This is a genomic window from Nonomuraea ceibae (assembly GCF_019396325.1).
Lineage (GTDB): Bacteria > Actinomycetota > Actinomycetes > Streptosporangiales > Streptosporangiaceae > Nonomuraea > Nonomuraea ceibae.
Genome location: NZ_JAHKRO010000028.1, coordinates 52,794 through 65,961, shown reverse-complemented (window position 1 = coordinate 65,961; position 13,168 = coordinate 52,794). Strand labels below are relative to the sequence as shown.

The 13,168-nt window shown below is 72.4% G+C and carries 14 protein-coding genes and 1 riboswitch; of the genes, 3 read left to right on the top strand and 11 right to left on the bottom strand.

Annotation, left to right across the window (positions count from 1 at the left end):
- Positions 1-5: 5 nt before the first annotated feature.
- Positions 6-896, top strand: coding sequence for an endonuclease/exonuclease/phosphatase family protein (locus KME80_RS19845; protein ID WP_219507265.1), 891 nt, complete (start codon positions 6-8; stop codon positions 894-896).
- Here the strand turns inward: KME80_RS19845 and KME80_RS19840 are convergent.
- The 11 genes from KME80_RS19840 to KME80_RS19790 all read right to left on the bottom strand — a co-directional run bounded on the left by KME80_RS19840 (position 879) and on the right by KME80_RS19790 (position 10,140).
- Entirely contained in the window at positions 879-1,439 is a 561-nt protein-coding gene (locus KME80_RS19840; RefSeq protein WP_219507264.1) for a nucleotidyltransferase family protein, read from the bottom strand. The genes KME80_RS19845 and KME80_RS19840 overlap by 18 nt on opposite strands.
- Positions 1,436-2,542 carry an XdhC family protein gene (locus KME80_RS19835; protein WP_219507263.1) on the bottom strand — a complete coding sequence of 369 codons (1,107 nt, stop codon included), beginning with the start codon at positions 2,540-2,542 and terminating at the stop codon, positions 1,436-1,438. Before KME80_RS19835 ends, KME80_RS19840 begins: the two co-directional genes overlap by 4 nt.
- A complete protein-coding gene (locus KME80_RS19830; RefSeq protein ID WP_219507262.1) occupies positions 2,535-3,602 on the bottom strand; it encodes a vWA domain-containing protein in 1,068 nt (355 codons plus the stop codon). The genes KME80_RS19835 and KME80_RS19830 overlap by 8 nt, the downstream gene beginning before the upstream one ends.
- The gene (locus KME80_RS19825; RefSeq protein WP_308125839.1) at positions 3,595-4,485 is read right to left on the bottom strand and encodes an AAA family ATPase; all 891 of its coding nucleotides are present in this window, start codon (positions 4,483-4,485) and stop codon (positions 3,595-3,597) included. Before KME80_RS19825 ends, KME80_RS19830 begins: the two co-directional genes overlap by 8 nt.
- A gap of 18 nt (positions 4,486-4,503) precedes the next feature.
- Complete coding sequence (locus KME80_RS19820) at positions 4,504-4,956, bottom strand: PH domain-containing protein (RefSeq protein ID WP_219507260.1); 453 nt, start codon at positions 4,954-4,956, stop codon at positions 4,504-4,506.
- 19 nt (positions 4,957-4,975) lie between these two features.
- Positions 4,976-5,446, bottom strand: coding sequence for a 6,7-dimethyl-8-ribityllumazine synthase (gene ribH / locus KME80_RS19815; protein ID WP_219507259.1), 471 nt, complete (start codon positions 5,444-5,446; stop codon positions 4,976-4,978).
- Positions 5,443-6,660 (bottom strand): bifunctional 3,4-dihydroxy-2-butanone-4-phosphate synthase/GTP cyclohydrolase II, encoded by a 1,218-nt coding sequence (locus KME80_RS19810; RefSeq protein ID WP_219507258.1) that lies wholly within the window; start codon positions 6,658-6,660, stop codon positions 5,443-5,445. The genes ribH and KME80_RS19810 overlap by 4 nt, the downstream gene beginning before the upstream one ends.
- The gene (locus tag KME80_RS19805) at positions 6,657-7,319 is read right to left on the bottom strand and encodes a nicotinamide mononucleotide transporter family protein (RefSeq protein ID WP_219507257.1); all 663 of its coding nucleotides are present in this window, start codon (positions 7,317-7,319) and stop codon (positions 6,657-6,659) included. Before KME80_RS19805 ends, KME80_RS19810 begins: the two co-directional genes overlap by 4 nt.
- Entirely contained in the window at positions 7,316-7,906 is a 591-nt protein-coding gene (locus KME80_RS19800; RefSeq protein ID WP_219507256.1) for a riboflavin synthase, read from the bottom strand. Before KME80_RS19800 ends, KME80_RS19805 begins: the two co-directional genes overlap by 4 nt.
- On the bottom strand, positions 7,906-9,030 hold the full coding sequence (ribD, locus tag KME80_RS19795) for a bifunctional diaminohydroxyphosphoribosylaminopyrimidine deaminase/5-amino-6-(5-phosphoribosylamino)uracil reductase RibD (protein ID WP_308125838.1): 1,125 nt from the start codon (positions 9,028-9,030) through the stop codon (positions 7,906-7,908). The genes KME80_RS19800 and ribD overlap by 1 nt, the downstream gene beginning before the upstream one ends.
- Positions 9,031-9,135: 105 nt before the next feature.
- Positions 9,136-9,266, bottom strand: a riboswitch (FMN riboswitch).
- Between the two features lie 64 nt (positions 9,267-9,330).
- Positions 9,331-10,140, bottom strand: coding sequence for an oxygenase MpaB family protein (locus tag KME80_RS19790; RefSeq protein WP_219507255.1), 810 nt, complete (start codon positions 10,138-10,140; stop codon positions 9,331-9,333).
- A gap of 178 nt (positions 10,141-10,318) precedes the next feature.
- Between KME80_RS19790 and KME80_RS19785 the strand changes: the two genes are divergently transcribed.
- Together KME80_RS19785 and KME80_RS19780 are read left to right on the top strand one after the other, a co-directional pair.
- Positions 10,319-11,320 (top strand): ABC transporter permease, encoded by a 1,002-nt coding sequence (locus KME80_RS19785; protein ID WP_219507254.1) that lies wholly within the window; start codon positions 10,319-10,321, stop codon positions 11,318-11,320.
- Between the two features lie 9 nt (positions 11,321-11,329).
- On the top strand, positions 11,330-13,111 hold the full coding sequence (locus tag KME80_RS19780; protein ID WP_219507253.1) for an ABC transporter substrate-binding protein: 1,782 nt from the start codon (positions 11,330-11,332) through the stop codon (positions 13,109-13,111).
- Positions 13,112-13,168 lie beyond the last annotated feature (57 nt).

Sequence of the window (13,168 nt, the reverse complement as noted above, 5' to 3'; positions counted from 1 at the left end):
TCAGAATGTTGAGGAACGGCGTCGTCGTCGTGTCGGTCGTGGTCGCCGCGGCTCTGGCAGGACACCGGTTGATCCCCGTGCTGGGCGGGTTCACCCCCGTGATGGAGAGCGTGCTGCCGTGGATCGGGCTGGCCGTGCCCGTGCTGCTGCTGGCCGCCCTGGTGGCCCGGTCGGGGGTGGCGACGGCGGCGGCCCTGGTGCCGGGCGTGGTGTGGGCGGCGATGTTCGGCTCGACGCTGGTGCGCACGCCGCCGGGCGGGCCGAGCGACCTGGCCGTCGGCACCGTCAACGTGGGCGTGCGCAACGACGCCTCGGGCGAGGCGGTGCGGGCCGTCGCCGACGGCCTCGACCTGCTGGCCGCCCAGGAGCTCACGCCGGGCGGCCCGGCGGCCAAGCAGCTCAACAAGATGTTCAAGCACCGCTACCCGGTCAGCACGGTCGGCCTGTGGAGCCGCTACCCGATCACCGAGAAGCGCCCGCTGGACGTGGGCATGGGCTGGCCCCGCGCGCTGCGTGCGGTGGTGTCGACGCCGAAGGGGAAGGTCACCGTCTACGTGATGCACCTGGCCTCGGCCAGGCCGGGCCACACGGCCTCGCGCGACGCCTCGCTGGCCCAGGCGCGCAAGCTCATCGACGCCGACCGCAGCGAGCGGATCCTGCTGCTGGGCGACCTCAACACGGCCACCACCGACCGGGGCATGCGCGGCCTGACGCCGCCGCTGACCGACGCGCAGGAGGTGGCCGGCGACGGGTTCGGCTTCACCTGGCCCGCCGAGTTCCCCATCACCAGGCCCGACCACATCCTGTTCCGCGGCATGACGGCGACGAAGGCGGGCGTGGCCCCGGCGACGGGCAGCGACCACCGGGCCGCGATCGCCTCACTCCGCCTGCAGTAGCCGCAGGTCCTCAGGCGTGTCGATGTCGGCCGGGTCGCCGGGGCAGGGCACCTCGGCGACCAGCTCGGGGTGGGCCTTCAGGAAGGGCCTGGCGCCCACGTCGCCCCGGGCCAGCGCGGCCACCCCGGCGAAGTGCGGGCGGGCGATCAGCACCGGGTTGCGGCGGCGGCCGTCGTAGGTGGCGACCGCGACGGGCGCGCCCGAGGCGATGAGCGCGCGCACCGCCTCCGGCCGCACGAACGGCTGGTCGACCAGCGCGACCACCACCGCCTCCGCCTCCTCGGGCAGCGCGGCCAGGCCGGTGCGCAGCGAGGAGCCCATGCCGCTCGCCCAGCCGGGGTTGCGCACGGTGACGGCCCGGCGCACCTGCACCGTGGCGGCGCCGAGCACGACGACGACCGGGTGGCAGCCGCCCTCCTCCAGCAGCCGGACGCCCCGGTCGACCAGCCGCTCGCCGGCGTGCTCCAGCAGCGCCTTGGGCCGGCCCAGCCGCGCCCCCTGCCCGGCCGCGAGCAGCAGCCCGGCCACCTTCGTGTACGTCATGACGCCCCGCCGGGAGTGGTCTCGTGGTGGATGCGGCCCTCGGTGTGGGTGAGCGGCCTGCCGGAGCCGCCCCAGCGGAGCTGGATGAGCTCGGCGGCGATCGACACGGCGGTCTCCTCCGGGGTGCGGGCGCCCAGGTCGAGGCCGATGGGCGAGCGCAGCCGGGCCAGCTCGGCCTCGGTCAGCCCGGCCTCGCGCAGCCGCGCCAGCCGGTCCTCGTGGGTGCGGCGCGAGCCCATCGCGCCCACGTAGCCCGCCTCCGTGCGCAGCGCCACCTCCAGCAGCGGCACGTCGAACTTGGGGTCGTGGGTGAGCACGCAGACGACCGTGCGCTCGTCCACCGCGACGGAGGCGAGGTAGTCGTGCGGCCACCTGACCACGACCTCGTCGGCCTCCGGGAAGCGCTTGGGGGTGGCGAAGACGGGCCGGGCGTCACAGACGGTGACGTGGTAGCCGAGGAACTTGCCGACCCGGGCGACGGCCGCGGCGAAGTCGATCGCGCCGAACACCAGCATCCGCGGCGGCGGCGCGAAGGCGTGCACGAACACCGACAGGTCGTCCAGCCGCCGCTCCCCCTCGCCGCCGTAGTGGCGGATGGCGGTCAGGCCCTGGGCGAGCATGCCGCGGGCGTCGTCGTCCACGGCCTCGTCGAGCCGGCGCGGCCCGAGCGTGCCGGCCGAGCGGTCCGGCCAGACGACGCGGCGGGCGCCGATGCGGCCGGGGCCCGCCACGACGGTGGCGACGGCCACGGGCTCGTGCGCGGCGACGGACGCGGCGACCTCCCCCAGCTCGGGGAAGGTCTCCAGGGAGATCGGCTCGACGAGGACGTCGATGATGCCGCCGCAGGTGAGCCCGACGGCGAACGCGTCGTCGTCGCTGACCCCGTACCTCTGCAGGACGGGGGTGTCGATCTCGGCGGCGAGCTCGAAGACCGCGCCCTCGACGCAGCCGCCGGAGACGCTGCCGACCACCTCGTCGCCGCGCACCGCCATGGCGGCCCCGGGCGGCCGGGGCGCGCTGCTGAACGTGCTCACGACCGTCGCGAGCCCGAACCGCAGCCCCGATTCCCACCAGCGCATGATCTCCGGCAGCACGTCACGCATGGGCGAGCCTTTCGCTGAGTGCCTCGTAGGCGGCCAGGCTGTGCCCGGCCACCAGGTCGTCCAGGTACGGCAGGGCGGCCCGCATGCCTCCGGTCAGCGGCTGATAGTCCTCGTACCCTTTGTGCGGGTTGACCCAGATCACCCGGTGGGCCTGGCGGGACAGCCGGGCCATCTGGGCGCCCAGCAGGGCCGGGTCGCCGCGCTCCCACCCGTCGGAGGCGATGACCACGATCGACCCGCGGGCGCTGCGCCGGGTCAGGAACTCGCGCAGCTCCTCCCCCAGCCGGGTGCCGCCGCTCCAGTCGGGGATGGCCCGCGACACCGCGTCGAGCGCCGTGCCGGGATCGCGGTGGCGCAGCTCGGCGGTGACGCAGGTGAGCCGGGTGCCGATGGAGTAGACGGCGGTGGCCCGCGGCCCGGTCCTGACCAGGGCGTGGGCGAAGCGCAGCAGCGTCTCGGCGTAGGGGCTCATGGAGCCGCTGACGTCCACGAACAGCACCACCCGGCGCTGCCTGACGGTGTGCCTGCGCCGCAGCAGCCGGGCGGGCTCGCCCGTCCTCAGCGCCTCGCGCACGGTGCGCCGCCGGTCGAGGCCGCCGCGCCGGGCGCTCTCGTGGCGGCGCGAGCGGCGGACCGGGCGGCGGCCGCTGAGCAGGGCGAGCAGCCGGTGCACCTCGGCGCGCTCGGCCTCGGTGAGGCGGGCCACGTCGCGGTGGCGCAGGATCTCGGCCCGGCTGGCGGTGGCGGGCGCGGCCTCCCCTTCGCCCCGGCGCCCGCCGTCCTCGGCGGCGGTGTGGCGGGTGACGGAGGTGGTCGCGGCCCGGCCGAGCTCGGCCCGAACGCCGCCGAAGAACGCGGCGAAGCACCGGTCGTAGCGGGGCAGGTCGTCGGGTCCGGCGCAGAGCGTCAGCCGCCCGGCCCAGTAGACGTCGCCGGGCGAGGTCAGGTCGAGATGGTCCAGGGCGCGCAGCATGGCCTGGGCCCGCTCCTGGTCGGCGGCCACGCCGGCGGCCCGCAGCGTGCGGGCGAAGGCCGTGACGGTGGCCGCCAGGTCATTCATGGGCGAGCAGCCCCTCGCCCAGGACGCGCTCGACGTCCTCGCGGTATTTCAGCGCCGCGCCGAGCGTGGCGGCGGCGCGGCCCGGGTCGAGCTCGCGGGCGCCGAGCGTGAGCAGCGCCTCGGTCCAGTCGAGCGTCTCGGCCACGCCGGGCGGCTTGACCAGGCCGGCCTCGCGCAGCCGCCGGGCGGCGCGGGCCACCTGGGCGGCCAGCGTCTCGGTGCAGCCGGGCAGCCGGCGCAGCAGGATCGCCACCTCCCGGTCGAAGCCGGGATGCTCCAGCCAGTGGTAGAGGCAGCGGCGCTTGAGCGCGTCGTGGACCTCGCGGGTGCGGTTGGAGGTGACCACGACGACGGGCGGGCTGGCGGCCCTGACGGTGCCCAGCTCGGGGATGGAGATGGTGAAGTCGGACAGCACCTCCAGCAGGAACGCCTCGAACTCGTCGTCGGCCCGGTCGATCTCGTCGACCAGCAGCACGCTCGGCTGCGTCTCCAGCGCCTTCAGCAGCGGCCGGGCGATGAGGAAGCGCCGGTCGTAGATCTCCCCTTCGAGCCGGGCGGCGTCGGCCACGCCGGCCGCCTCGGCGGTCTTGAGGTGCAGGAGCTGGCGGGCGAAGTCCCAGTCGTAGAGCGCCTGGGAGGCGTCGAGCCCCTCGTAGCACTGCAGCCGGATCAGCGGCGCGTCGAGCAGCGCGGCCAGGGTCTTGGCCAGCTCGGTCTTGCCGACCCCGGCCTCGCCCTCCAGGAACAGCGGCCGGCGCATCCGCAGCGCCAGGAACGCGGCGGTGGCCAGGCCGTCGTCGGCCAGGTAGTCGTGCCGGTCGAGCAGCGCGGCGAGCTCGTCCGGCGACGTGAGGTCCAGGGGCCTGATAGTCCGGCGCAGCACGCCTTCAGGCTACGCCGATCAGTCCTCGCGCGCCTCGCCGCGCTCGTGGATGAGCGCGGCGAGCTCGGCGGTGGCGCGGCGGGCCATCGCCTTCTCCGAGCCCTGGATGCCCATGGCGCCGATCGTGCGCCCGTCGGAGAAGTCGACCCTTGGCCAGGGCTCGCCGGGCAGCAGCGTCACGTCGATCACCTCGGGCCAGGTGTAGCGGTGCGAGCGCACCGCGTTGACCAGCGTGACGCCCTCGTCGTCGGCCTCCACCCGCACCCGGCCCAGCAGGTGGAGGACGAACGCCACCGCGCACCCGAACAGCACGATCGCGATCCGGTCGGGCAGCTTGAACGGATCGGCGATGAGGATCGCCATGACGACCGCCCCGATCACGACGAGCGTGGCGAATCCGTAGGCGACGATCCTGCCCCGGCGGGGACGCCAGGTGACGGGCAGGGGCGGAGGCGGCACGGGCTCAGACACGAGGGAAACCTACCTCAGGTCAGTGCAGGTCCCTCAGGAGGAGTGCGGTCTCCAGCGCGGCGATCGCCGACTCGTACCCCTTGTCCTCCTTGCTGCCGGGCAGCCCGGACCGGTCCAGCGCCTGGTCGAGCGTCTCGCAGGTGAGCACGCCGTTGCCGACGGGGGTCCGCTCGTCGAGCGAGATCCGGGTCAGCCCTGCCGTGACCGAGTCGCAGACGTACTCGAAGTGGGCCGTCTCGCCCCGGATGACCGCGCCGAGCGCCACGACGGCGTCGCAGCGGCGGGCCAGCGCCTGGGCGACCACGGGGATCTCCAGCGAGCCGGGCACGCGCACGACGGTGGCGGTGGCGCCGGAGTCGTCGCACGCCTGGACCGCCCTGGCCACGAGCTGGTCGGTGATCTTGGCATGCCAGCTCGCCGCCACCACGCCGACGGTCAGCCCCGCCGCGTCGGGCGCGGCCCCTGCCGCCGGCCGTCCATCGCCGCTCATGACGCCTCCGAGATGTCGTGGCCGAGCCTGTCGCGCTTGGCCGTCAGGTAGCGCTCGTTGTGGGGGTTCATGGCCACCGGCATCGGCTCGCGGCCCAGCACCTTGATGCCGTAGCCGTCCATGCCGCGCAGCTTGGCCGGGTTGTTGGTGAGCAGCCGTACCGATTTCACGCCGAGGTCGGCGAGGATCTGGGCGGCGTTGGAGAACTCGCGCGCGTCGACCGGCAGCCCCAGCTCGACGTTGGCGTCCACGGTGTCGACGCCGCCGTCCTGGAGGCTGTAGGCCTTGAGCTTGGCCAGCAGGCCGATGCCGCGCCCCTCGTGGCCGCGCAGGTAGACGATCACCCCGGCGCCCTCCTCGGCGACGGCCGACATGGCGTTGCCGAGCTGCACGCCGCAGTCGCAGCGCAGCGAGCCGAACACGTCGCCGGTCAGGCATTCGGAGTGGGCGCGCACCAGCACGTTCTCGCCGTCGCCGAGGTCGCCGAGCACGAGCGCGACGTGCTCGCCGCCGTCGAGCGCGCTGGCGTAGCCGTACGCCTTCCACAGCCCGTACGTGTTGGGCAGGCTCGTCTCGGCGACCCGGGTGACCATGCTCTCGGTGCGGCGGCGGTGGTCGACGAGCTGCTCGATGGAGATGAGCGCCAGGTCGTGCTCGTCGGCGAAGACGCGCAGCTCGGGCAGCCTGGCCATGGTGCCGTCGTCGTTGACGACCTCGGCCAGCACGCCGGCGGGGCTGAGCCCGGCGAGCCTGGCCAGGTCGACGGCCGCCTCGGTGTGGCCGCGCCGGGCCAGCACGCCGCCCTCGTGGTAGCGCAGCGGGAAGATGTGGCCGGGCCTGACCAGCTCGTTCGGCTCGGTCGCGGAGTCGGCCAGGGTGCGGATGGTGCGGGCGCGGTCGGCGGCGGAGATGCCGGTGGTGACTCCGTCGCGGGCGTCGACGCTGATCGTGTACGCGGTCCGCAGCCGTTCGCGGTTCTGGAACACCATGAGGGGCAGGCCGAGCCGGTCGAGCTCCTTGCCCTCCATCGGCACGCAGATGACGCCGCTGGTGTGACGGATGGTGAAGGTCAGCAGCTCGGGGGTCGCCCGGGAGGCGGCGAAGATGATGTCGCCCTCGTTCTCCCGGTTCTCGTCGTCGACGACCACGACGGCCTTGCCGGCGCGGATGTCCTCCACGGCCCGCTCCACCGGGTCGAACCTGATCTCGCTCATGACGCCACCGCCAGTTCGGGACCGGCCGCGAGCCGGTATTCACGCAACCATTTGACGAAACCGATCATCACCAGCACGAAGAACACGCCGTAGACGGCGCCCGTGACGTACAGCCCGGTGCTGAAGGCCAGCGGGACGCCGACGAGGTCGACGGCCACCCAGACGATCCAGAAGTCGACCAGCGCCCTGCCCTGCGCCCAGGTGGCCACGGCGCTGCCGACGAAGATGTAGGCGTCGGCGGCGACCAGGAACGCGCCCTCGGGCAGCGGCTTGGCCGCGCCCCACGACAGCCCGGTGACGAAGAACAGCAGCCCGACGACGACGGTGCCGGCGAGCATGACGCCGGCCAGCGTGCCGCGCTCGCGGGCGGTGGCCGGGCGGACGGCGAGCTGCCTGCCGCCCTGGGTGCCGCGCCGCCAGGCCCACCAGCCGTAGACCGCCAGCGCGCCGAACAGCACCTGCTTGAGCGCGTTGCCGGCGAACCCGGCGTTGACCGAGGCGACGAGCAGCAGCACCGAGCCGGTGAACTGCACCGGCCAGGTCCACATGGATCTGCGCATCGCCAGCAGGACGGTGGACAGCGCGGCGACGTTGCCGACCAGGTCCGTCCAGAGCACGTGTGTGCCGAACACCTCGAATCCGGCTTCAGCCCAGTTCACTGCCTGACCACCAGCCTTTCCACATACTTAGCGATCACGTCGACCTCGATGTTCACCAGGTCGCCCACCTGACGTTCGCCCAGGGTCGTCAGCCGGAGCGTGGCGGGGATGAGGCTCACGCCGAAGCTTCCGTCGTCAACAGTCGTGACCGTGAGGCTGATTCCGTCGATGGCGATCGAGCCCTTCTCTGCCACGTAGCGGCTGAGCGGCTCGGGGAGCGAGAAGCGCAGGTCGTCCCAGTTGTCGCCGGGGCTCCTGGACAGCAGCGCGGCGGTGCCGTCGACGTGGCCCTGCACGATGTGGCCGCCGAGCCGCTGGTCGGCGCGGACGGCGCGTTCGAGGTTGACCGCCGAGCCCTCGGTGAGGACGCCGAGGGAGCTGCGGTCGAGCGATTCCTTGACCACGTCGACGGTGAAGACGTCGTCCTTGACGTCGACGACCGTCAGGCAGACGCCGTTGACGGCGATGGAGTCGCCGTGGCGCGCGTCGGAGGTGACGAGCGCGCCGCGCACGGTCAGCCTGGCGGCGTCGCCGGCCCGTTCCAGGGCGACGACCTCGCCCTTCTCCTCGATGATTCCGGTGAACATCACTTCTCCCTGCTGTTGTCTGCGCTGTTGCCTGCGAGCTGCGGCCGGGCGACGATCTTCAGGTCCGGCCCGATGCGGGAAATCTCCTCGAAGCTCATGCGGTGCGCCCGCGCGATCGTGGCCACCCCCGCCTCGCCCAGCGCCGCGGCCCCCGCTCCGAGGAGGGCCGGCGCCACGTACGCCACGACGCGGTCGACGAGGCCCTGGGCGAGGAACGCTCCCGCCAGGGTGGGCCCGCCTTCCAGGAACACGCTGACGACGTCGCGCGCGGCGAGTTCCTTGAGCAGCGCCGCCAGGTCCAGCCCGGCGCCGTGGCGGGGCAGGGGCAGCAGGGCGGCGCCCCGCGGGGTGGTCACGCCCTCGGCGACGGCGACGAGCGTCGGCGCCTCGCCGTCGAACACCCGCGCCCCGGGCGGGGTGCGGCCGGAGGGGTCGACGACGACCCGCAGCGGGGTCCGGTCCGGCGAGCCGTCGCCGGGGGGACGGGCTGTCAGGCGGGGGTCGTCGGCCAGCACGGTGCCGACACCCGCGACGATCGCGTCGCTGCGGGCGCGCATCCGGTGCACGTCGGCGCGCGCCTCGGGCGAGGTGATCCACTGGCTGGTGCCGTCGGCGGCGGCGGAGCGCCCGTCGAGGGTGGCGGCGTACTTCCAGGTGACGTGCGGCCGGCCGAGCCTGGCGAAGGTCAGCCACTCGGCGTTGACCCGTTCGGCCTCTGCGGCGAGGAGCCCGGTCTCGACGGCGACCCCGGCGGCGCGCAGCCGGTCGGCGCCGCCGGCCGCCCGCGGGGTGGGGTCGGGCACGGCGACGACCACGCGGGCCAGGCCGGCGTCCAGCAGCGCCAGGCTGCACGGCCCGGTCCGGCCGGTGTGGTCGCAGGGTTCCAGCGTCACGTACGCGGTGCCGCCGCGGGCCCGCTCGCCCGCCTGACGCAGCGCCACGACCTCGGCGTGCGGGCCGCCCGCGTACGGGTGGGACCCCTCGCCTGCCACCCTGCCGGAGGCGTCGAGCACGACGCATCCCACCACGGGGTTGGGGCTGGTGCGGCCGTGCCCGAGTGCGGCCAGCTCGATCGCGCGCGCCATGTGGACGGCGTCATCGCCGTCGTGGGCGGTGTGGTCCACCCCCGGCCTCCTACTCGCCAGTAGCTCCAAGCCACGGCGGGCCCCGGGGGGACAAGCGGTGCGCGCACGCACCACTGGTGGCGCCCGGCGACGAAAACCGGGCACCCGCGCGCTTCCTCCCATCCGGACTTTCACCGTCGGTCCCGGAATTTCACCGGGTCAACCGGCCGATGGCATCGGCCGGGTCGCGGACTGTCACCGCCGGTTCGGACTTTCACCGACCCCGGAGCACGCTAGCTCTGTTCTCCTACCAGTTTGCCATGCCCGAAAAGCGACATGCGACCCCTACTCCGCCTGACGTCACGCGGCGGTGAGACGGCGGGCGCGCTTGGCGTCCGGGGCGTAGCGGACCCTGGCCGGGACGAGGCCGAGCCCGGTGTGCAGGGCGCGCAGGGTGGCGGTGGCCCACAGGTCGCCGACCGGCGTGGCGGGCAGGCCGTACAGCCGTCTGGCCCAGCGCGGCAGCGTGGCGAAGGCCAGGAACGTCACGGCGGGCAGCACCGGGCGCAGCGCGGTGAGCGGCGGGGGCAGCGGCGTGCGCAGCGAGAGCCCGAGCGGGTGGGCGGCCTCGGGCACGAACGCGAGGCCGGGCCGCCGCTCGTCGATGTAGGCGTTCAGCTCGGCGACCGTGCCGGGGACGGTGTCCGGGTCGAGGCCGACGACCTCGGCGGCGCGCCGCCACTCGGCCACGAACGTGTCGGCCTCGGCGTCGGTCAGGCGCACCCCGGCCCGGCGGGCGACCGACAGGTAGGAGTCGACCTCGCCGACGTGCACCCAGCGCAGCCCCTCGGGCTCGTCGAGGCGGTAGCGGACGCCGGCGTCGGGGTCGTAGGCGTCCAGCCGGGCGTGGATGCCGCGCACCCGGCGTCCGGCCCGCTCGACCTCCGCGCGGGTGCCGTACGTGCGCACGCGGACGAACTCGGTCGTGCGCGCGAAGCGCGCCCATGCCTCGTCGGGGTCCATGAGGGCGGAGTTCTGCAGCACGCCGCGCATCGTGCGCGGGTGCAGGCCCTGCATGAGCAGCGCGCGGAATCCGCCGACCAGCAGGATCGGCTCCCCCATGACCCGCCACGTCACGGATCCGGGGCCGAACAGTCCGTGATCCTCCATAAGCAACTGCTTACCCCCCAGATGCCGACATGTCACAATGTTTTCAAGATTGTGTCGCAAATCCGTGATTACGCAGCGAAATCCCTGCAGGTCATTGCGCTGCGCAAGGATCCTTGAGAACGTGCTCGATGGCCCGGAATTTCCGGAATCTTGTACGTGCATGGGGAGCCCCGACCAGATGACGACACCGACGTCCACAGAAGACGCGATCGACGCGACGTCCGTGACCGAGACTTCCGGTGCTGTGGGCCGTTCACCCGGCCAGCTCATGTGGATGCGCTTCAAGCGCGACCGCACCGGCGTCATCTCGGCGATCATCGTGATCTTCTTCTTCCTGGTCGCCCTCCTGGCCCCCGTGATCTCGATGGTCTACGGCAAGGACCCGTACACGCTGTACGGCCAGGACATGCCGGGGCTGCTCAACGACTACGGCTACCCGATCCAGCCGAACGGCGGCATCAGCTCCGAGTTCTGGTTCGGCCTCGAACCCAGCCTCGGCCGCGACGTGTTCATGCAGCTCGTGTACGGCATCCGCACCTCGCTCGGGATCGCCGTGGCCGCCACGCTCATCACCACCACGCTCGGCATCGTCGTCGGCATCGTGGCCGGCTACGCGGGCGGCAAGACCGACTACTTCGTCGGCCGCCTCATCGACCTCACGCTGTCGTTCCCGCAGACCATCTTCATCATCGCGTTCACCCCCGTGGTGGAGAGCCTGCTGGTCCCGGCGGACGAGGAGACCCCGGTGTGGCTGCGGGCGGTGACGCTCACCATCATGCTCTCGGCGTTCGGCTGGGCCGGCCTGGCCCGGCTGCTGCGCGGCTACGTGCTGTCGATGCGTGAGCGCGAGTACGTGGAGGCGGCCAGGGTCACCGGCGCCTCCCCCGGCCGCATCGTGTTCAAGGAGCTGCTGCCCAACCTGTGGACGCCGATCCTCATCCAGTCGACCCTCCTGCTCCCGGCCATGGTGACGGCGGAGGCGGGCCTGTCGTTCCTGGGCGTCGGCATGGGCGAGCTCGTCCCCGACTGGGGCCGCATGTTCCTGCGGGCCACGCAGGTGTACCAGAACGACATCACGTACCTCATCTTCCCCGGCGTCGCCCTGTTGATCTTCGTGGTCGCCTTCAACCTGCTCGGCGACTCCGTCCGCGACGCCTTCGACCCCAAGATCAAGCGTTAGAGGAGAGAAATGAACTACCGTAGACGGTCGGCTCTCGCGGTGCTCGCCGCCGCGACGCTGACCCTGGTCGGCGCCTGCGCGCCGGGGAACCAGGGCGCCCCGGCGGGCGCGCCCACCGCCGGTTCCTCGGCCCCGGCGCAGGAGCCGTACAAGCCCGCGGTGATCACCCTCGGCACCGCCGAGGACTCCAAGGGCCCGGCCATCGCCCCCGAGGGCGTCGTCAAGGGCGGCACCGTCACGATGATCGACCGTGACGACTTCGCCCACCTCGACCCCGCGCAGAGCTACGTCAACACGGCCACCAACTTCGGCCTGCTCATCCACCGCGGCCTCACCGGCTACAAGCGGACCGCCAAGGGCGAGTACAAGCTCGTGGGCGACCTCGCCACCGACGCCGGCCAGGTCTCCGACGGCGGCAAGACGTGGACCTTCACCCTCAAGGACGGGGTGAAGTGGCAGGACGGCAGCGCGATCACCTCCGCCGACGTGCGGTGGACGATCGAGCGGTCGTTCGCCGACTTCATCACCTTCGGCCCCAGCTACATCCAGCAGTGGCTGACCCAGGACGACTACAAGAAGGCCTACTCCGGCCCGTACGACGGCAAGCAGCTCGAGAACATCGAGACGCCGGACGACAAGACGATCGTCTTCAAGTTCAAGGCGCCGCACGCCGACGCCAACTACGCCTTCGCCATGGGCGGCTACGCCATCGTGCCCAAGGCCAAGGACACCAAGGAGAAGTACGACAAGGAGCCCTTCTCCTCCGGCCCGTACATCATCAAGTCGCACGTCGTCGACAAGTCGATGGAGCTGGCCCGCAACCCGCACTGGGACCCGGCCACCGACCCGATCCGCGGCGCGTACCCGGACGTGTGGAAGCTCGAGTTCGGCCAGGAGGCCCTGCAGATCACCGACCGGTTCATCGCCGACGTCGGTCCTGACCAGCAGGCGTTCACCTTCTACGCGGCCGTCCCGCCGGAGCGGCTCCAGCAGGTGCTGAACGACGCGAGCCTGGCCGACCGCCGCATGGTCAGCCCCTCGCCGTACGGCAACTACTACTACTTCAACCTTGACCGGGTGAAGGACCAGAAGCTGCGTCAGGCCGTCAACTACGCCTGGCCGTCCAAGCAGATCCAGCAGACCATCGGCGGCCCGCAGGCCGCGGCTCTGCCGACGACCATCCTGAACGAGAACACCACGGTCGGGTACAAGCCGTACGACCTGTTCGGCAAGACCACCAAGCCCGAGGGTGACATCGAGAAGGCCAAGCAGCTCATCGCCGAGTCGGACAACCCGAACCCGACGATCGTCTACGCCTACAACCAGACCCCGGTCCAGGAGCAGGTCACCGTCGTGATCAAGAACGCCCTGGAGAAGGCCGGCATCAAGGTCGTGGCCAAGCCGCTGGACCGCAAGACGTACTACGACTCGATCAGCCAGACCAAGAACGAGTTCGACCTGTACTGGGGCGGCTGGGGCGCCGACTGGCCGTCCGGCTCGACCGTCATGCCGATCATCTTCGGCCCGGTCTCCGACGGCGGCCAGAACATGTCGCACCTGAACACGCCGGAGCTCACGGCGAAGATGAAGGAGATCTCCGAGAACCCCGACATCGACGCGGCCAACGCCGCGTGGATGGCGCTCGACAAGGAGATCCAGGAGAAGTACACGCCGCTGGTCGTGGCCGAGAACCGGATCGCCACCACGCTCCACGGCTCCAAGGTGGGCGGCGCCGAGATCGACCCGCAGATGTGGATCGTCTCGCCGAACACCATCTTCGTGAAGCCGTAGCGACACCGCTCCGGGCGCCCGACCGGGTGCCCGGAGCACCCTCTTGGAGATCATCCC

What these genes read in the sequence shown, in the direction of transcription:
- KME80_RS19785 (WP_219507254.1), top strand. Translation starts at nt 10,319, where the DNA reads ATGACGACACCGACGTCCACAGAAGACGCGATCGACGCGACGTCCGTG.
- KME80_RS19845 (WP_219507265.1), top strand. Translation starts at nt 6, where the DNA reads ATGTTGAGGAACGGCGTCGTCGTCGTGTCGGTCGTGGTCGCCGCGGCT.
- KME80_RS19835 (WP_219507263.1), bottom strand. Translation starts at nt 2,542, where the DNA reads ATGCGTGACGTGCTGCCGGAGATCATGCGCTGGTGGGAATCGGGGCTG.
- KME80_RS19800 (WP_219507256.1), bottom strand. Translation starts at nt 7,906, where the DNA reads ATGTTCACCGGAATCATCGAGGAGAAGGGCGAGGTCGTCGCCCTGGAA.
- KME80_RS19780 (WP_219507253.1), top strand. Translation starts at nt 11,330, where the DNA reads ATGAACTACCGTAGACGGTCGGCTCTCGCGGTGCTCGCCGCCGCGACG.
- ribH (WP_219507259.1), bottom strand. Translation starts at nt 5,446, where the DNA reads ATGAGCGGCGATGGACGGCCGGCGGCAGGGGCCGCGCCCGACGCGGCG.
- KME80_RS19790 (WP_219507255.1), bottom strand. Translation starts at nt 10,140, where the DNA reads ATGGAGGATCACGGACTGTTCGGCCCCGGATCCGTGACGTGGCGGGTC.
- KME80_RS19830 (WP_219507262.1), bottom strand. Translation starts at nt 3,602, where the DNA reads ATGAATGACCTGGCGGCCACCGTCACGGCCTTCGCCCGCACGCTGCGG.
- KME80_RS19840 (WP_219507264.1), bottom strand. Translation starts at nt 1,439, where the DNA reads ATGACGTACACGAAGGTGGCCGGGCTGCTGCTCGCGGCCGGGCAGGGG.
- KME80_RS19810 (WP_219507258.1), bottom strand. Translation starts at nt 6,660, where the DNA reads ATGAGCGAGATCAGGTTCGACCCGGTGGAGCGGGCCGTGGAGGACATC.